This is a genomic window from Shewanella sp. 1CM18E (genome assembly GCF_023161665.1).
In the GTDB taxonomy this organism is placed as follows: domain Bacteria; phylum Pseudomonadota; class Gammaproteobacteria; order Enterobacterales; family Shewanellaceae; genus Shewanella.
Genome location: NZ_JALNTW010000006.1, coordinates 201,336 through 220,180, shown reverse-complemented (window position 1 = coordinate 220,180; position 18,845 = coordinate 201,336). Strand labels below are relative to the sequence as shown.

Here is an 18,845-nt window from a genome sequence, read left to right as displayed (position 1 = left end):
GATTACTCACCAAAGTAAAAGTAGCCTAAATTCAGCAGGCTGAGTAACAACTGCTGGGTGGCCGGCGTTTGAGTTAGCGCTAATGCTTGCGGGTTAGAAAAGCGGCAGTTTTCGCACAAATCTTTAATGTCGGCTTCTATGTGCGCTGGATATTCAAATGCTTCACCATTAACAAATATTCGCTGTACGCTATCATCTTCGATCTGTAGTAACTTTAATCCACCAATACGGTATAGCAATGCACCTTGGCTAAGGTAGTCGGCAATATCTTCAGCGGAGTAGGGGACTTCTGGTTCGCAAATATCTAATTCAAACCGGTTCTGGCTAAGCATTTTACCTAGCATGGCTTGGTAGTTATCTGGATTTGCTGCAAACTCAGTAATTAACGCCATCATGTCTTGCTGATGTGATGTGCTTATTTGGCTAGCAAGCTTTGGCTCGTTACTTGAAGTAAAACGCTTGAGGCCGCTGTTGTTGTCAATGAGTGAGTCAGCGAGTTCACTAAATAGCTCTTGCTGACTTGGTGCGCGAAAGCCTATTGAGTAGCTCATTGCAAGAGTTAGCGTTTGCCCTTGATGCGGGTAGCCTGGCGGAATATATAGCAGGTCGCCTTTTTCGAGTACGGCATCAATAATAGGCTCAAAGCCCTCAATTAGAGGTGTGGTCGGATCATTATTTTTAGGCGCGTATTGACCTTTGTCACCCACTGTCCAGTGGCGCTGACCTTCGCCTTGAATGATAAACACATCGTAGTTATCGATATGCGCACCAACACCGCCACCTGGCGTTGCGAAAGAAACCATTAAGTCATCAAAGCGCCAGTCGGGAATAAAGCGAAAGGCATTAATAAAATCGCTGGAATCTGGATGCCAGTGGTTTAACGCTTGAACCAGTAATTGCCAGTTCTCATCTCCAAATTGCTCATAGTCTTCAAAAGGGCCTTCAACAATTTGCCAATCATTAGGTTTAGTTACAACTACTCGTGATGCTACTGACTCTTCACAAGCTAGGCCTGCAAGCTCATCTGCGCTGATGAGATCTTCAAATTGTGGAAAAGCATTTTTTATTAAAATTGGTTTTTTTTGCCAGTATTGAGTTAAAAATTCGCTGATATCAAAGTTGAGGTTGAACATAATGAAGGGCTGCTCTTTGGCTAATGAAAAGATTGTTTGTAGAAATGTAAGTACAAGTAAGCTTTTAGATAAAATAAAGGCGCTAAGCCTAAGCTTAACGCCTTTATCAATCCTTTAATAGCAAGTTGCTACAAAGGTTATTAGTTTAACTCGTCAACAAACGCTTCAGCGCGGCCGATGTAGTTAGCAGGTGTCATCTTTTTAAGTTCAGTTTTTACTTCTTCAGGAAGTTCCAAACCGTCGATGAATACTGCAAGTTGCTCACCGTCAATACGCTTACCACGAGTTAGCTCTTTTAGCTTCTCATATGGCTTTTCAATACCGTAACGACGCATAACAGTTTGCACTGGCTCAGCAAGTACTTCCCAGTTGCCATCTAGTTCTTTGCGAAGTTGTTCTTCGTTAACTTCTAGCTTGCTAATGCCTTTTAATGTTGCTTGGTAAGCGATTAGAGAGTGAGCCATGCCCACACCTAAGTTACGTAGCACTGTTGAGTCAGTAAGGTCACGCTGCCAGCGAGAAACAGGAAGTTTAGCGGCAAGGTGTTGCATTAATGCGTTAGCAATACCTAGGTTACCTTCAGAGTTTTCAAAGTCGATTGGGTTAACTTTGTGTGGCATGGTTGAAGAACCAATTTCACCTGCAATGGTCTTTTGCTTAAAGTGACCTAATGCAATGTAACCCCAAATGTCGCGGTCAAAATCGATTAGGATTGTGTTGAAGCGCGCTAGGGCATCAAACAATTCTGCGATGTAATCGTGTGGCTCGATTTGCGTGGTGTATGGATTCCAGTTAATGCCAAGGCTAGTCACAAAACGTTGTGACAGAGCGTGCCAGTCAACTTCTGGGTAAGCAGAGATGTGAGCGTTGTAGTTACCTACTGCGCCATTGATCTTACCCATGATTTCAACATTAGCCACTTGTGTTAGCTGACGCTCTAAACGTACTGCAACGTTAGCCATCTCTTTACCTAATGTAGAAGGTGAGGCTGGTTGACCGTGGGTACGTGACATTAATGGTACTGACTTATGCTCATGTGCCAATGCTTTAACGGCATCAACCACTTTTTGGCAATAAGGTACAATCACTTGATCACGCGCTTCAGTTAGCATCAGTGCGTGAGAAAGGTTGTTGATGTCTTCAGAAGTACAAGCAAAGTGCACGAACTCGTCAATAGCAACTAGCTCAGCGTTTTCGGCGATACGTTCTTTAATGAAGTATTCAACCGCTTTAACGTCATGGTTAGTTGTTGATTCAATTTCTTTAACGCGCAGCGCATCTGCTTCGCTAAAGTTATCTTTAATTTGATCAAGCAAAGCTAAAGCTGCTTCGCTAAAAGGTGGAACTTCTTCAATTTCTGGGCAGCTTGAAAGCAGCTTTAGCCAGTTAATTTCGACTTGAACACGGTATTTGGTCAGGCCGTACTCGCTGAAAATCCCTCTTAATGAGGCGGTTTTACTACCATAACGACCGTCTACCGGAGAGATAGCAGTTAGTGCGGAAAGTTCCATTTGAAGCTCCTTGATGAACTTGACTTAAATATTATAGGGTGAGGCTTTTCATAGCTGTATCTACTATTGTTTTTCTTGAGAAGACAAGGTGCCTACGCTTGCCCCCTAATTGACGCCAAAGCACTGCGCTGCGCATCGCAGACAGTAAAAGGGCGCGAATTTTATGCTGTGTTTGGGTACGCTTGAGAAACTCAGGGTTACCAGAGATCTGCAGCTTAGGGCCAAGCTCACTAATAATGTCACTATAAATGCCTGCAAAGTTAGCGATAACTTGCTCGTCAGTGATCTCAAAGTGGTTCAGTTGACGATGAACTTGGTTAATGCGCTCAGACAGCATTCCCATAGCGTTTGAAGAGCGGGTTAACTTGCGCTCTAAAGCTAAAATACCCACTAAATAGCGAGTTACTTCCACGTCTTTTTGTTTCGCATCACCAAGTTGGCTAACAATAAGCTCGTAGCCTTTTCTTAGCGCGAACTTATCGGCGTAAACATCGCTGGTTGATTCTGGGTTGATGACTAAAACAGACTGTAAGCTTGCCGCTAAGGCTTCTTTATCTGAGTCACCATGTCTTGCAATATACTGAACTTGGGCCACCGCTTGTAAAATACCCGCGAAGGCCATAGTGCGTTCAAATAACTGATCGCTCATTGATTAATCTCGTATAAGTGCATCGATAATGCCGCCACCTAGGCAAATTTCACCATCGTAGAAAACGGCTGATTGACCAGGGGTTACCGCTGCAACTGGCTCGTCAAAAATAACGCGCAGTACGTCATCACTGTCATAAGTAATGCGACATGGCACATCTTGCTGACGGTAGCGAGTTTTTACTGTGATGTTTGAGCCATCTGCTGGGCCTTTTCTATCAACCCAATGCAGTTGATTAGCTACCAAGCCGTTAGACATAAGGCGAGGGTGGTTACCGCCTTGACCAACAATCAATACGTTACGGACTAAGTCTTTTTCAACAACGTACCAAGGATCTTCATTACTATTTTTAAGACCACCAATACCTAAACCTTTACGTTGGCCAAGAGTGTGATACATCAAGCCCTGATGAGTACCAATCACTTCGCCTTCGCTGGTTTCGATATTACCTGGCTGCGCCGGTAAGAAAGTCTGTAGGAAATCAGTAAACTTACGCTCACCGATAAAGCAGATCCCGGTACTGTCTTTTTTATCGTGGGTGATTAAGCCCATTTCTTTAGCAATTTCGCGCACTTCGCTCTTATCAAGTTCACCAACAGGGAACAGTGAGCGAGCCACTTGCTCGTGGCCTAATGTATATAAGAAGTAGCTTTGGTCTTTGTTGCCATCAACGCCACGAAGCATCTGGCTTGTGCCATCGATATCGCGGCGGCGCACGTAGTGGCCCATTGCGATGTAATCGGCATCTAAGATTTCATCTGCAAATTCAAGGAAAGCTTTAAACTTGATCTCTTTGTTGCACATGATGTCTGGGTTTGGCGTACGACCAGCTTTGTATTCTGCTAAGAAGTATTCGAATACGTTGTCCCAGTATTCTGAGGCAAAGTTAACGGTGTGCAGTTTAATACCTAGCTTGTCGCATACAGCTTGCGCATCTTTAAGATCGTCTGCTGCCGCACAATATTCATCCGTGTCATCTTCTTCCCAGTTCTTCATGAACAGGCCTTCAACCTGATAGCCCTGTTTCATTAACAGGTAGGCTGAAACTGATGAATCTACACCACCGGACATACCGACGATGACTTTTTTACCAAGATGAGTGGGTTCGATTGACGTCATAAATCCTAAATAAACCTTGTGTTTACTGAATATTGCTGCGAATTACCGCGAAAAAGAAACCTTAAATAACACGGGTTATTTGTAATAGGCCTTATCCAAACTACGGCATTCTGCGGGTGCATATTCTATCATGCATTGTGAGGCTGGGCTATCTAGCGAGTATTTATCTTTTGGGTTTATTACTGGGGACGAATAATTTAGGGGCTGTTGCGAGTGATATACTGATTTTTATTGCCAAAAGCGCGCAACTATAAAGCTGACGACTTGGGATTAACAACATGTTTGCAATAGACTTATTAAGGCATATTTAGCATAGGGTTAATGCAACTAAAGTGAAAGCCAAGGTGCTGAGACAGGAGCTTATAAATACTCAGCATTAAGGATACTGAGTGGATAGCGGCTACCAGCCAAATAGTCACAGATTGACTTGACAACAAGCGAGCTGCGAAGCTGACTGCTGATCCTCGTTATTTGCTCTAAGCTAAGCCATTTTAAGCCGTTAATAGCGGGATCTTCAGGCTGTGAATTAAGCATTTCATCGAGCTTTAAATAAAAGGTGTAGCGGACAAATGCCAGTGTTTCACTGGCACTAAATTGATAAATGCCAACCAAGCCTTGTGGTTTAATGCTGAGCCCGGTTTCCTCCTGTACCTCACGAATACAAGCATCAATTATCGATTCATTCGCTTCAAGGTGGCCCGCTGGTTGATTGTATTTGAGCTCACCGGCAATGAGCTCTTCAACTAACAAGTATTTACCTTGAGCCTCGATAATGCAGGCGACAGTAGTATTAGGCTTATAGCGCTCAGTCATCAGTTTAACTCTTACTTTTTAGACATATCGAGTTGGCGATATGTGCCATTTTCTAGGTCATCTAGACTCCATTGACCTATTTTATAGCGGATTAATCTTAATGTCGGAAAACCGATATGAGCTGTCATGCGTCTTACTTGTCGATTTCTACCTTCACAGATCTGGATCTCAAGCCAGGTTGTTGGAATATTAGCGCGCTCGCGAATAGGTGGGGTTCTATCCCAGACCTTGGGCTTATCCATAATGCTAATTTTAGCCGGTAGCGTCATACCGTCTTTTAACTCAACACCTTGACGTAGTTTTTCTAAATCATTTTCTGTTGGCGCGCCTTCCACTTGTGCCCAATAGGTTTTAAATGTTTTCTTTTTAGGCTCAGTGATTTGAGATTGTAATTTACCGTCATTAGTCAGTAGCAATAAACCTTCGCTATCTCTATCTAGGCGGCCTGCTGCATATACACCAGGTACAGGAATATAATCTTTTATGGTTTGGCGGCCCTGCTCATCGGTGAACTGACAAAGCACATCAAAGGGTTTGTTAAAGAGCACAATGACGGGATTGGCAACAGACTTAGTTTTTTCAGCTGTTTTGCGTTTAAAGCCACTGCGGTTTGACGAGTTTGAGTAACTGCTATTTTTGCTATTTGGGCGGGCAGTACGAGTTTTTCGCTGCTGGTTACTGTTTTTGTTACTAAATGGCTGCGTCACGCTGGAATTCTTTTCATCTATACGGGCTATTTCACTATTGTACTGCGCATTGGCTTTTAGTGGAATTTGAAAATTGCGTGGAATGTTTTATGATGTCGGCAAATTAAAAAGTGTGATCCGCAACTAATTATTCTCATTTGTGAGAAGTGTGCGAATAATGTCGCTGGCTTATTGCACACAAGATCGCATAAATTATCGCTAGCAATTCAGAGTGATAAGATAGAAACGTTACTGCTTTTCAATCGTAAAAATAGAAAATAATTATTATAAAAATCTTAAATTTAAATCAATGTAGGACACAAAATGAACGATAAAACATCAACGATCATCTATACCGAAACTGACGAAGCTCCAGCGTTAGCCACATTATCTCTGTTACCTCTTATTCAAAAGTTTACTCAAACTGCCGGCGTTGACGTAGAAACTCGTGATATCTCTCTATCTGGTCGTGTTATTGCAAACTTCCCTGAAAACCTAACCGCTGAGCAGCGTATTGGCGATGCATTAGCAGAGCTTGGCGAGCTGGCTAAAACGCCCGCAGCGAACATTATTAAATTACCAAACATTAGTGCGTCAATCCCGCAGCTTAAAGCTTGTATTTTAGAGTTACAAAACAAGGGGTATGACATCCCGAGCTACCCTGATGAGCCGAAAAACGATGCTGAAAAAGAAATTCAAGCACGTTACGACAAAATTAAAGGTAGTGCGGTAAACCCGGTATTGCGTGAAGGTAACTCAGATCGCCGTGCCCCTGGTTCAGTTAAAAAGTTTGCTCAGAAAAACCCTCATTCAATGGGTAAGTGGTTAGCTGACTCTAAGTCACATGTTGCTCATATGAGCGAAGGTGATTTCTACGGCAGCGAAAAATCAGTCACTGTTGCTGATGCGGACAGTGTGTCAATTGTATTGAATAAAGCCGATGGTTCTGAGCAAGTGCTACGCAGCGATATCGCTCTGCAAGCGGGTGAAGTGATTGACTCAGCTGTAATGAGCAAAAAAGCGTTAGTAGAGTTTTACGAGCGTGAAACTAACTTAGCCAAAGAGCAAGATGTTTTATTATCTTTGCACTTAAAAGCGACCATGATGAAAGTGTCTGATCCAATTTTATTTGGTCATGCTGTTAAAGTTTATTACAAAGAAGTATTTGCTAAACACGGTGAGCTATTTGAACAACTAGGTGTTGATGTAAACAACGGTGTGGGCGATGTGTACGCTAAAATTGCTACATTGCCAGCTGAGCAAAAAGAAACTATTGAAGCTGATTTAGCCGCTGTTTATAACGAGCGTGCTGAACTTGCTATGGTTGACTCTGACCGCGGTATTACTAATTTACACGTTCCAAGCGATGTCATTATCGATGCTTCTATGCCGGCAGCTATTCGTACGTCAGGGCAGATGTGGGGTCCTGATGGGCAGCTAAAAGATATGAAAGCGATGATCCCTGATCGTTGTTATGCTGGTGTTTATCAAGAAACTATCGATTTTTGTATCAACAACGGCGCGTTTGATCCGAGCACAATGGGCAGCGTGCCAAACGTTGGTTTGATGGCACAAAAAGCTGAAGAATACGGTAGCCATGATAAAACCTTTGAAGTTGCTGATGCAGGCACTGTGAATGTAGTTGACCAAAACGGCAATGTATTGATGTCGCACAAAGTAGAAGCAGGCGATATCTTCAGAATGTGTCAGGTTAAAGATGCGCCGATCCGCGACTGGGTGAAACTTGCTGTTAATCGTTCACGTTTATCTGATACACCGGCAGTGTTCTGGTTAGATACAGAGCGTGCCCATGATGCTGAAATCATCAAGAAAGTAGAGCTTTATCTGCAAGATCACGACACAAGTGGTCTTGAGCTACACATTATGTCACCAGTTGCAGCTACCCGCTTTACCTTAGATCGCGTGAAGGCTGGTAAAGATACGATTTCAGTAACCGGTAACGTATTACGTGATTACCTAACTGACCTTTTCCCAATTCTTGAGCTCGGTACCAGCGCAAAAATGCTATCTATTGTGCCACTAATGAATGGCGGCGGTTTATTTGAAACTGGCGCTGGTGGTAGTGCACCTAAGCACGTGCAGCAGGTGGAAAAAGAAGGTCACTTACGCTGGGATTCTCTGGGTGAGTTTTTAGCTCTTGGCGCTTCACTTGAACACTTAAGCCAAAGTACAGGTAATGCTAAGGCACAGGTGCTCGCAGATACGCTTGATATTGCTATTGGCCAATTCTTAGATAGTAATAAGTCACCTTCGCGTCGAGTCGGCGAGCTTGATAATCGTGGTAGTCACTTCTATTTGGCGATGTACTGGGCACAAGCATTGGTTGCGCAAAGCGCTGATCAGCAATTACAAGCAGAGTTTAGTGAACTTGCAGAATCGCTAACTAGCAATGAGCAGAAAATTGTTGCAGAGCTAAATGGTGCGCAAGGCCCAGCTGTTGATTTAGGCGGTTACTTCCGTTTAGATGCGGCTAAAGCCGTTGCTGCTATGCGCCCAAGCACAACACTTAACGCCATTGTGGGTTAACCTGCTAGTGCCGCTGTCAATCATAGCGGTTGCAATATAACTAAAAAGGGTTTGCTTATCGCAAGCCCTTTTTGTTTTTAGCTCAAAAACTCTCTTCGCTATACTGTACTCAATTAAGGTTAATGGCTAATAGCGGCCAATAAAAAAGCAGAATAGCTAAACTATTCTGCTTTTTTGTCTTTATCGATATCGCCGTTTTAATCGCCACTTAATATCACGCTATATAAGTATTCTTGCATTTACTTATGTAGAGTGATTTATCTAACTTATTTTAGTTTGTTGGCGATATTGCTGACGCGTGCATCCCTTTTGGCCCAGCTTCCACCTCAAAACTGACTGGTTGGCCCGCTTTTAGCGTTCGATAGCCTTCCATTTCAATGGTAGAATAGTGTGCAAAAACATCTTCACCGCCAGCATCAGGGCATATAAACCCGAATCCTTTGGCGTTGTTGAACCATTTAACAGTTCCGCTTGCCATACTTCCACTTCCTTCTGTTGTCCACTTCCCAGTAAGATAGTAAAACTTATCAGCGGGGAAAATCCTCGCTTAATGAACAGAATGAAAGCTGAATAAGTGGTTGTCAAGATAAAGTTAACAAAAAAGCAACAATTTTTAACAAGTCGTACCTGAGTATAATTTGATAGAATTTGTCCAACAAACAGACTGAGTTACATAATCGATTGGTACAAGCCAAGACTAGAGGCTAATATTGGGATATGAGTAGAACAGAAAATATTGAACATGTAGAAGAAAGTGTTGAGTCAGAACTTAAACAGCCTTCTATGTATAAAGTCATTTTAAACAACGATGACTACACACCGATGGATTTTGTCATCGAGATATTACAACTGTTCTTCAAAAAAGATGAGCAACAAGCAACTGAAATTATGTTGGCAATCCATCATAAGGGCAAAGGAATTTGCGGTATTTATCCATTTGGGATTGCAGAAACTAAGGTTGCGCAAGTAAATCAATTTGCAAGACAAAACCAACATCCGTTACTGTGTTCATTAGAGGAGGCCTAATTGGTTTTACTCTGTTGTTATTTTTTTAGGGGGTGCTTATGTTAAATAAAGATCTTGAAGTCACCTTAAATCTGGCTTTTCAACAAGCCAGAGATGCACGTCATGAGTATATGACGGTTGAGCATCTGTTGTTGGCGTTAATCGATAACCCTGCCGCACAAGAGGCGTTAGTTGCTTGCGGAGCAAATTTAGAAAAGCTCAAGGATGAAGTGTCTAGCTTCATTCAACAAACCACACCTATTATTTCTGATCCTGAAGACGATAAAGAAACTCAGCCTACTTTAGGTTTCCAACGAGTTTTACAAAGAGCTGTTTTTCATGTGCAGTCGTCTGGTCGTAACGAAGTCACCGGCGCCAATGTCTTAGTCGCCATTTTTAGTGAACAAGAGTCGCAAGCGGTTTATTTATTGCGAACAGGTGATGTGACCCGCTTAGATGTGGTTAATTTTATTTCACACGGATTTTCTAAAAACGACATTGATAGCGACGGTGAGCCTAACCGAATCGAAGATCAAAGCGAGACGGAAGAGGAGCGCAGTATTTTATCGCAGTTCACTGCTAATCTTAACGAGCTTGCTAAAAGCGGCAGTATTGACCCCTTGATTGGTCGTACCGAGGAAATTGAGCGTTCAATTCAAATTCTTTGTCGTCGCCGTAAAAATAATCCATTGCTAGTGGGTGAAGCGGGTGTTGGTAAAACTGCGATTGCAGAAGGTTTAGCATATCGGATCGTTAAAGAAGAAGTACCTGAAGTGATGAGTAAAGCGACGGTTTACTCACTTGATTTAGGAGCACTGCTTGCGGGGACAAAGTACCGTGGCGACTTTGAAAAACGTTTCAAAGGCCTGTTAAAAGAGCTAGCTAATGATGAGCATGCGATTTTATTTATTGATGAAATTCATACCATTATTGGTGCAGGCTCTGCATCTGGCGGAGTGATGGATGCGTCTAATTTGCTTAAACCACTTTTATCTGGTGGCAAGTTACGTTGCATGGGCTCAACTACATTCCAAGAGTATCAAAGCATTTTCGAAAAGGATCGTGCTTTAGCGCGTCGTTTCCAAAAAGTAGATATTAATGAGCCGTCGGTTGCCGAAACCACAAAGATATTGCAAGGTCTTAAGTCAAAGTATGAAGAGCATCATAATGTTCGTTATACCCTTGCAGCGTTAAGCGTTGCTGCGCGTCTGTCTGATAAACACATTAATGACAGACATTTGCCTGACAAGGCGATTGACGTGATTGATGAAGCGGGGGCACGCATGGCGATGCAACCTGCGAGTAAACGTAAAAAAACTATTGGTCAAGCAGAAATCGAATCAATCATCGCAAAAATGGCGCGCATTCCAGAGAAGTCTGTATCAAGCTCTGACAGGGATTTACTTAAAAACCTTGAGCGCAACCTTAAAATGGTGGTGTTTGGCCAAAATCCAGCGATTGAGGGGCTTAGCTCTGCTATTCGCTTATCTCGCAGTGGCCTAGGCGGGGAAAATAAGCCCGTTGGTAGTTTTCTGTTTGCCGGCCCTACAGGCGTAGGTAAAACAGAGGTTACTAGCCAGCTGGCGAAATGTTTGAGTCTTAATCTTGTGCGTTTTGACATGTCTGAGTACATGGAAAGCCATACGGTGTCTCGCCTAATTGGTGCGCCACCAGGTTATGTTGGTTACGATCAAGGTGGCTTATTAACGGATGCCGTGATTAAGAATCCACATTGTGTGGTGCTGCTTGATGAGATTGAAAAAGCTCACCCGGATGTATATAACTTGCTACTGCAGGTGATGGATCACGGTACGTTAACTGACAATAATGGCCGTAAAGCTGATTTTAGACATGTTACTTTAGTCATGACTACCAATGCCGGTGTGCAAGAAACCATTCGTAAGTCGATTGGCTTTAAGCAACAAGATCACACTCAAGATGCATTGTCGGAAATCAACAAGGTGTTTTCACCAGAGTTCCGTAACCGCTTAGACTCGATTATTTGGTTTAATCACTTAGACATGACAGTGATAGCCAAAGTGGTTGATAAATTCTTAGTTGAGTTACAAGCACAACTTGATGATAAGTCAGTTACGCTTGAGGTTAGTGATGAAGCCAGAACCTTGCTTGCTGAGAAAGGTTATGACAAGTCTATGGGCGCACGTCCAATGGCTCGAGTGGTTACTGAGTTGATCAAGCGTCCGTTGGCTGATGAGATCTTGTTTGGTGAGCTTGAGAAGGGCGGTATTGCAAGAGTTGATGTGAAAGCAGATGAGATTGTAATAACAACCGAGTCTCTAGAGAAAGTCACTCACTAATAATGGTTTGCAATAAATGTCGCTAAGTTAGGGCATTTATTGTTAACTTCTGAAATAAATGACAAATCGAAGACAACAAAAAGCCGGCATTGCCGGCTTTTTAAATATACGTTATGTAGGCTAATAACTCTTAGCGTGAACGGAAGACGATGCGTCCTTTGCTCAAATCGTAAGGTGTCAGCTGAACCGTTACCTTGTCACCCGTCAAAATACGGATGTAGTTTTTACGCATTTTTCCTGAAATGTGTGCCGTTACGACATGACCATTTTCAAGTTCTACACGAAACATTGTATTTGGCAAGGTTTCAAGGATTGTGCCTTGCATTTCAATGTTGTCTTCTTTCGCCATTAATCAGTTATCCTGTTAGCCTTCAAATAATAAAAACGGGCGTATCATGCCGCAAATTAGCCTTGCTGTAAAGCAAAGGTTGAGTATATACGCTATCTAGCGCCAAGTGGGCGGTTAAATTACAAGTTTTTGCTGTTGTTCTCAGTTACCCAGCCTGAATTGGTCAAAATTTGATGTGGTCGATAATCACGTTTGTAATTCATTTTTCTTGATTCATCAATTTGATAGCCCAAATATAAAAACTGCTTTTTCATCATCTTAGCGATTTGGGTTTGCAGTAAAATAAGCAGACTACCTAATGAACGTTTATGGAACTCTGGGTCAAAGTAACTATAAATTGCTGACAGGCTATGGGGTAATACATCGGTTACCGCAACGCCAATTAATTTGTCGTCTAAGCGTAGCTCTATAAATAGCGGTTGCATCCAGCTTGCAGTTGCAAAGCTGTCGTACTGCTCTGGTGTTGCTGGATACATTGGCCCGTCACAATGGCGTGTATTAACGTAACGCTCATAGAGTTCATATTGTTGCTCAGTTTTATGATCAACAATCTTCCAACTTAAATCTTGATTATTTTTCAGTGTTCTTTTTTGTCTTTTAGAGATTGTAAATTCATCTATGGGCAAACGGATTGGCAGACAAGCGCTACATTGTGGGCATTGTGGTTTGTAGATCATGCTACCACTACGGCGAAAGCCTAACGCCAAAAGTTGTTCGAATAAAGCGGAGTCGATAGCATCCTCTTGTAACACCATGAGTTGTTCTTGCTGCGAATCTAAATAACTGCAAGGAAAGGTTTTTGTTCTGCCGACTGCAAGCTGTCTAGTTTTAGAGTTCAATGAATACCTCGGATTTACACCAGCTATCTGGATTGACTGCACCATCTCTTAAATGGGTGAGTAATCTCAAAAAGTCATCACGTTTAATCGACTTTGCGCCTAGGCTGTCTAAATGCGGGTTAACGACTTGAGCATCGATAAGTCTGAAGCCACAGCGCTGCAAATGTTGCTGTAATACGAGCATAGCAGCTTTAGACGCGTTCGTGGTTCGATGAAACATGGATTCGCCGCAAAATACCTGGCCAATGGCTATGCCATATAGGCCACCTATAAGCTCAGAACCTTGCCAAACCTCTAATGAATGGGCGTGGCCTTGTTGATGCAAAGCGTAATATGCTTGCTGGATTTCATCTGAAATCCAAGTACCATCTTGTTTAGCTCTAGGTGCTGCGCAGCCAGCCATAACAGACTTAAATTGATGATTTATGGTGTAGGTCCAGTCTTGCTTTTTTAGGTACTTAACTAAGCTACGGCTAATTTTCATATTACCTGGGACAAAAACAGCTCTGGGATCTGGAGACCACCATAAAATCGGATCATCTAGGTTAAACCAAGGAAAAATACCATTGTAATAAGCATTTAAAAGGCGCTCAGGTTTTAAGTCACCGCCGACAGCGAGTAGACCATTAGGATCACTTAATGCTTGCTCAGGAGGTGGGAAACCTTGCTGATCATGATTTAAATAAGACAGTGAGTTCACAATTGAGTAAGATTAATAAATATACTTATCCTTAAAGTTAGCGGAAAAAGTCTTATGTTGAAACCTCATCTTATTGTTTTCACGGTTATCTGTTTAATTTTTGGCTCAAGTGCGCTTAACGCGGCTCCTTATGATCGTAATCAAGCAGTTCCGGTTGAAAAAGTCGAGTTCGGCCAGGTGGCTTCTGTGCGTAATATCACCGAAAAACAGTTGGTTGAAGACCGTAATACTGGCTGGAAGACATTTGGTGGTGCACTTGTTGGTGGTGTGATTGGTCATCAATTTGGTGGTGGCTCGGGACAAGATGTCGCCACGGTGTTAGGTGCGCTGCTAGGAGCTGGAGTGGGTAATCGTTATGGTGATAATTCATATTACCAAGAGCTCAGACTGGTTGAGATGATGATTACTTTAGATTCTGGCGAGCAAGTTATGGTGATACAAGATCTTGACCAAGGTATGATTTTTAACGTCAATGACGATGTACGAGTGGTGTATTTGCAAGGTTATGTCAGAGTCGACCAACAAATGTAATTGTGGCATGTAAAATTAAGCTATCCTCCAGAATAAACCGCTAGTTGATAGCGGTTTTTTGTTTTCAGTCTTAATCTACTTTTTTAAAGACTGGATTTTTTACTTCGCTTTTTAAGTCAACGTTACGCTAACTTATGGCATTAATGGCTCATAGTGTAAGAGGTGGTTAATGATTTTCACTAAACAACAGAGTAAGCGGATTGGCTTAACTCGTTAATGCACGCTTCTATCTTTGCTAGTTGCTCAGTAAAAATGTTGTCATCGCCGCAGCCACCAATACTTAAGCGGATATGATTATCATGATTATTAAAATCATCGCCGTTGCGAATAAGTATTCCTTGTTGAGCGAGGGCTGTTACTACATGATGAGATTTTAACGGTAGCTTTAGTTGCAACCAGCCGTTTAGACCGCGCCAATTTTGCTTTAAACCAAGACGTTGGCCCATTGCAATGCATTGCTGTTGGCGAGCAGCTATCTGTTGCTCTCTTTCACCCATAAAAGCTTTATTTTCGATGAGTATACAAGCTAGCTCGGTATTTATCGGTGATACCATCCAACACTGACTGTAGATAGCTTGTTTTATTTTGCGCATAAATCTTTGTGGAACAAGTAAAAAACCCTGCCTTAGTCCACCACAAAACAGCTTAGATAAACTCGAAATATAGATAACCGATTGTTTCTCTATAGCGGTTGATGCTTGGTCGAGTGACCATAAAGGGCTACACCACTCACTGGGTAAGCAATAGTTAACATCATCTTCAATAATCACCACCTGATGAATTTGTGCTAATTTCAAGATTGATTGACGCTGCGCATGGCTATATTGGATGCAGGTTGGATTTTGATTATTAGGCGTTAAATAGAGCGCTGTGGGTTTGTATAAACTGAGTTTTTCTGCAAGCTCTGAAAGGTCTAAACCGTCATCAGTGAGTGAAATTGGGATTATTTTGATCCCCAATTGCTCTGCCGCAACATGGATGCCTGGATAACAATTAGATTCGCAAAATAATGTATCACCAGACTTTAGCATTGCATTAAGCACTGCAAAAATACCTTGCTGGGCGCCATGGCTAAAGACTATTTGCTCCGGTTTCTGCTCAATACCACGACGAACCAACCACTGGCTAAATGTGAGTTTATGCTCGTTAAGTGGTTCGGCATGGTACTCCATCAATTGCGTTAACCTAAGTGGGGATTTAGCTAACTCACTCATGGCATCGCTCAATAGATTTATTTGATCTGTGAGCGGTTGTTGGCAAGTGGAGAAGTTGCCTCGTTGACTATTAGTCATTGATTGGCTGGCTTTAACAAATGTACCTGCTCCGACTTTTGCATATACATAGCCGCGTTGCTCAAGTAAGGCGTAAGCGCGAGTAATTGTACCTATTGTCACAGATAAATTATCGGCAAGTTGGCGTTGAGGGGGCAACTTGCTATTTGGCAGCAACTCACCTGAGCTAATAGCATCTTCAGCTGCGCTCGCTATCTGCTTGTATTTGGCCCCAGAATACCGCACTAAGCTTGGTGTCCATATTGTACCCATGACAATAAAATTCTTGTATCGATTTTTTATGGCGTTACTATGCGATCAAAACTTAGGTTGTGTCAATTTTTGTACCCATACAATTTGGTTTTGAATAATTGTAAAGAGGGGCTTGAGGCAGTTTTTGTATTGTACTCGCTGAATATAAAGTGAAGGAGAAGCAAATGGATGGGATTTGGACTCTGGTGGTATCGGCTGCGATATTTTGTGCCACAATGACGATGACTCCAGGACCTAATAATATATTGTTGGCGACATCGGGGGCCAATTTTGGTGTACGCCGCACCATGCCACATATTGTAGGCATTAGGCTCGGGCAAACCTTACTGCATATTGCGATACTACTTGGGTTAGGCAGTATGTTTAAAGCTTTTCCTGTTATGCATCAAGCATTGCAAATATTGTCTCTCGGTTATCTGGTTTTTCTGGCTTATAAAGTGGTAACAATGCCGGTTGATAATGCGAGTCAGGAAGAGAGACTAAGACCAATGACGATTAAAGAGTCAGCCCTGTTCCAATGGATTAACCCTAAGTCGTGGCTAGCAACGATTACGTTATGTACTGCATTTACAATATCGGGTGAAGCTTACTGGCTCACGGCCATTATGGGAGTGGTAGTATTTAATATTGTTGGTCTGCCTACATCATTAACCTGGGTGGTTTTGGGGGCGACAATTCGTCGCAAACTCGATACTCCCAAAAGGCGGCAATATTTCAACTGGTTTATGGGGGCTTTATTGTTGGTCACCATTCCACTCATTATTCACTAATGGCAATTAATACCCGTAGCTACTGTGAACGGGGATAGCTCGTAAAACACGAGAATTTAACCGTTATGGGTTAGCCACTATAACGAGTAACGAGTAACGTGTAATTATTTGCGGCACGTAGCAGAGCAATGTGCCAGCAGGTGTTTGCTGGTACATAAATTGAAAGTATCGAGTCTTGTAATCATTTAATGGCTAGTAATTAGAAATGGCTTCAAGCTTGATGCCATTTCTTCGGTCTTGATTAAATCTGTTAACACTTAGGTTGGCTTAATTAGCCTAGATTAATTAGCTTAGTTATGCTGCTCCCCAAACTCAAAGCTTTGATTGCTTTCCAGCCAAGTGGGGTATTTTTTCATAATTGCTGTAAACACATCACTTTGTATATACGATGTTAGCCAGCGCTGCACGTTAGGGTAAGCAGCATTATCAAACCATGTTTTATCTACACCCGCAAACTGCCTAATAAAAGGGAAAATCGCGTAATCAGCAATGCAGGGCTTATCTCCGAGCAACTGCTGGTTTTTGGCTAGTAAGTTTTCAAGCTGAGCAATAAAGCTTTCACCTTGTTGTCGATAATATTGCTCCGGCATGTCGGGATGCCTGTCTGCGTATTTGTACTTATCTAACCAAGGTTTAAAACTGTCGTCATTGGTTTTGATCAGCGCTTGGGCGACTTCTTGTAGTGCCGGTGTACGCTGCAGTAATAAATCACTAGGATCGTTTTTAGCTAAGGCCCAGCACATGATCTCAATACTTTCTTCAACTACGCTACCATCTTGCAAAATAAGTACAGGAACAGTTCCTTTAGGGGATGCGTCAAGCATAGCCTGTGGTTTGTGCTTAAGAATTATTTCTCTTAAATCAACTGATTGACCCGATAACATAATGCCGAGTCGGGCGCGCATGGCATAAGGGCAGCGTCTAAAAGAGTAAAGGGTAGGCAGAGACATATTGTGACTTTTTATAAGTAAGTTATGCGGAGTATTTTTAACTTTCGAGCGAAAAATAACAATCTTTTATCAAATTCTTACTATTGCAATATCGTACTGGGTTACTACAAATGGGGATCAGCATAATGCTCTAGTTTTTATCGATTAAAGAATTAATCAAGTCTTGGTGAACGCTGCTGGTTAATAACCATACTTTTTGTGCCTGTTTGTTACCCTGTGATTAATGTAGTATTCGCGCTGAATTTTGCGTGGTCGCTCACATTTTATGGGTGGTCACAATGATTAGCACTGGAGATTAAGCTTCAGCTAGCCGAATAAGGGATGATTATGTCAAAAGTTGTTGTATGTGCCATGTATAAGTTTGTAACGCTCACAGAGTTTGAAAAGTTACAAGCGCCTTTACTCAATGTAATGCAAGAGTCTGAGATTAAAGGCACATTACTCATTGCGAGTGAGGGAATTAACGGTACCGTTGCTGGCTCACAAACCGCAATTGATAACTTACTTGCTTGGTTGGCCACTCAACCGGGTTTAGACAACATTGTCTATAAATTGTCTTTTGACGACAGCATGCCGTTTTATCGTACTAAGGTTAAACTGAAAAAAGAAATCGTGACCATGGGCGTTGAAGGGATTGATCCTAATAAGGTCGTCGGTACTTACGTAAAGCCTAAGGATTGGAATAAACTGATTTCTGATCCTGAGGTGTTATTGGTTGATACTCGTAATGATTATGAAGTGCAAATTGGTACATTTAAGAACGCAGTTGATCCGCAAACCGACACCTTTAGAGAGTTTCCTGATTACGTAAAACAAAACCTCGATCCTGCTAAGCATAAGAAAGTTGCTATGTTCTGTACTGGGGGGATCCGCTGTGAAAAATCAACGGCCTACCTAAAAGAGCAAGGTTTTGATGAGGTCTACCATTTAGAAGGTGGGATCTTAAAGTATCTTGAAGAAGTCGAACAAGAGGAAAGCCTCTGGCAAGGTGAATGCTTTGTGTTTGATAACCGAGTTGCGGTTAACCACGATTTAGAAAAGGGCAAATACGATCAGTGTAATGCCTGCCGTATGCCGGTGACTGAACACGAGATGGCGCTAGAGAGTTTTGTGCAAGGCGTTAGCTGTTTGCACTGTATTGATAAAACTAGTGAAAAACAGCGCCAGCGCTTTATTGAACGTGAGCGCCAAGTTCAGTTATCTAAGCAGCGCGGTGAAGCGCATATTGGTAGTGATGTCAGTCAGGTTATTGAGTCTCGACGTGCTAAAAAAGAGCAACTTAAAAAAGCGCAAAATGATAAAACTGCGTAAGACGATAATCAAAAAATAGTTTCACAAGCTTGATCAGATATTATTCAGATTAAGCTTATGCATTAAAAGC

Annotated in this window: 18 protein-coding genes; 6 read left to right on the top strand and 12 right to left on the bottom strand. The window is 42.2% G+C overall.

Annotated features, from left to right (window positions below):
• Window positions 1–2: 2 nt before the first annotated feature.
• From MSG37_RS10795 to MSG37_RS10770, 6 genes are all read right to left on the bottom strand, one after another.
• Window positions 3–1,133: a cupin domain-containing protein gene (locus MSG37_RS10795; protein ID WP_248470678.1), complete on the bottom strand. Its 1,131-nt coding sequence runs from the start codon at window positions 1,131–1,133 to the stop codon at window positions 3–5.
• A 140-nt stretch (window positions 1,134–1,273) separates the two neighbouring features.
• A complete protein-coding gene (gene purB, locus MSG37_RS10790) occupies window positions 1,274–2,644 on the bottom strand; it encodes an adenylosuccinate lyase (RefSeq protein ID WP_248470677.1) in 1,371 nt (456 codons plus the stop codon).
• Window positions 2,645–2,675: 31 nt separating this feature from the next.
• The gene (hflD, locus tag MSG37_RS10785; protein WP_248470676.1) at window positions 2,676–3,293 is read right to left on the bottom strand and encodes a high frequency lysogenization protein HflD; all 618 of its coding nucleotides are present in this window, start codon (window positions 3,291–3,293) and stop codon (window positions 2,676–2,678) included.
• A 3-nt stretch (window positions 3,294–3,296) separates the two neighbouring features.
• Window positions 3,297–4,412, bottom strand: coding sequence for a tRNA 2-thiouridine(34) synthase MnmA (mnmA, locus tag MSG37_RS10780; RefSeq protein ID WP_248470675.1), 1,116 nt, complete (start codon window positions 4,410–4,412; stop codon window positions 3,297–3,299).
• 360 nt (window positions 4,413–4,772) lie between these two features.
• Window positions 4,773–5,225 (bottom strand): NUDIX hydrolase, encoded by a 453-nt coding sequence (locus tag MSG37_RS10775; protein WP_248470674.1) that lies wholly within the window; start codon window positions 5,223–5,225, stop codon window positions 4,773–4,775.
• 11 nt (window positions 5,226–5,236) lie between these two features.
• Window positions 5,237–5,932 (bottom strand): rRNA large subunit pseudouridine synthase E, encoded by a 696-nt coding sequence (locus tag MSG37_RS10770; protein ID WP_248470673.1) that lies wholly within the window; start codon window positions 5,930–5,932, stop codon window positions 5,237–5,239.
• Between the two features lie 303 nt (window positions 5,933–6,235).
• On the opposite strand from MSG37_RS10770, the gene MSG37_RS10765 reads away from it, so the two are divergent.
• Window positions 6,236–8,458 carry an NADP-dependent isocitrate dehydrogenase gene (locus MSG37_RS10765; protein ID WP_248470672.1) on the top strand — a complete coding sequence of 741 codons (2,223 nt, stop codon included), beginning with the start codon at window positions 6,236–6,238 and terminating at the stop codon, window positions 8,456–8,458.
• Window positions 8,459–8,729: 271 nt separating this feature from the next.
• Here the strand turns inward: MSG37_RS10765 and cspD are convergent, their stop codons facing one another.
• Window positions 8,730–8,936 (bottom strand): cold shock domain-containing protein CspD, encoded by a 207-nt coding sequence (cspD, locus tag MSG37_RS10760; protein ID WP_012155761.1) that lies wholly within the window; start codon window positions 8,934–8,936, stop codon window positions 8,730–8,732.
• Between the two features lie 239 nt (window positions 8,937–9,175).
• Here cspD and clpS point away from each other — a divergent pair, with 239 nt between their 5' ends.
• Complete coding sequence (gene clpS / locus MSG37_RS10755) at window positions 9,176–9,484, top strand: ATP-dependent Clp protease adapter ClpS (protein WP_012155760.1); 309 nt, start codon at window positions 9,176–9,178, stop codon at window positions 9,482–9,484.
• A gap of 38 nt (window positions 9,485–9,522) precedes the next feature.
• Window positions 9,523–11,781 carry an ATP-dependent Clp protease ATP-binding subunit ClpA gene (clpA, locus tag MSG37_RS10750; protein WP_248470671.1) on the top strand — a complete coding sequence of 753 codons (2,259 nt, stop codon included), beginning with the start codon at window positions 9,523–9,525 and terminating at the stop codon, window positions 11,779–11,781.
• A 130-nt stretch (window positions 11,782–11,911) separates the two neighbouring features.
• Here the strand turns inward: clpA and infA are convergent, their stop codons facing one another.
• From infA to aat, 3 genes are all read right to left on the bottom strand, one after another.
• On the bottom strand, window positions 11,912–12,130 hold the full coding sequence (gene infA / locus MSG37_RS10745; RefSeq protein ID WP_005500725.1) for a translation initiation factor IF-1: 219 nt from the start codon (window positions 12,128–12,130) through the stop codon (window positions 11,912–11,914).
• 119 nt (window positions 12,131–12,249) lie between these two features.
• Window positions 12,250–12,969 (bottom strand): arginyltransferase, encoded by a 720-nt coding sequence (locus MSG37_RS10740; RefSeq protein WP_248470670.1) that lies wholly within the window; start codon window positions 12,967–12,969, stop codon window positions 12,250–12,252.
• Window positions 12,959–13,669, bottom strand: coding sequence for a leucyl/phenylalanyl-tRNA--protein transferase (gene aat / locus MSG37_RS10735; RefSeq protein WP_248470669.1), 711 nt, complete (start codon window positions 13,667–13,669; stop codon window positions 12,959–12,961). Before aat ends, MSG37_RS10740 begins: the two co-directional genes overlap by 11 nt.
• A 54-nt stretch (window positions 13,670–13,723) precedes the next feature.
• On the opposite strand from aat, the gene MSG37_RS10730 reads away from it, so the two are divergent.
• Window positions 13,724–14,200, top strand: a complete 477-nt coding sequence (locus tag MSG37_RS10730; RefSeq protein WP_248470668.1) for a glycine zipper 2TM domain-containing protein — start codon at window positions 13,724–13,726, stop codon at window positions 14,198–14,200.
• Window positions 14,201–14,379: 179 nt separating this feature from the next.
• Here the strand turns inward: MSG37_RS10730 and MSG37_RS10725 are convergent, their stop codons facing one another.
• Window positions 14,380–15,744: a PLP-dependent aminotransferase family protein gene (locus MSG37_RS10725; protein WP_248470667.1), complete on the bottom strand. Its 1,365-nt coding sequence runs from the start codon at window positions 15,742–15,744 to the stop codon at window positions 14,380–14,382.
• Between the two features lie 164 nt (window positions 15,745–15,908).
• Here MSG37_RS10725 and MSG37_RS10720 point away from each other — a divergent pair, with 164 nt between their 5' ends.
• Window positions 15,909–16,514, top strand: a complete 606-nt coding sequence (locus tag MSG37_RS10720; RefSeq protein WP_248470666.1) for a LysE family translocator — start codon at window positions 15,909–15,911, stop codon at window positions 16,512–16,514.
• A gap of 290 nt (window positions 16,515–16,804) precedes the next feature.
• Here the strand turns inward: MSG37_RS10720 and MSG37_RS10715 are convergent, their stop codons facing one another.
• Complete coding sequence (locus tag MSG37_RS10715) at window positions 16,805–17,464, bottom strand: glutathione S-transferase (protein ID WP_248470665.1); 660 nt, start codon at window positions 17,462–17,464, stop codon at window positions 16,805–16,807.
• Between the two features lie 327 nt (window positions 17,465–17,791).
• On the opposite strand from MSG37_RS10715, the gene MSG37_RS10710 reads away from it, so the two are divergent.
• Window positions 17,792–18,775, top strand: a complete 984-nt coding sequence (locus tag MSG37_RS10710; protein ID WP_248470664.1) for a rhodanese-related sulfurtransferase — start codon at window positions 17,792–17,794, stop codon at window positions 18,773–18,775.
• The last annotated feature ends 70 nt before the right edge of the window (window positions 18,776–18,845 follow it).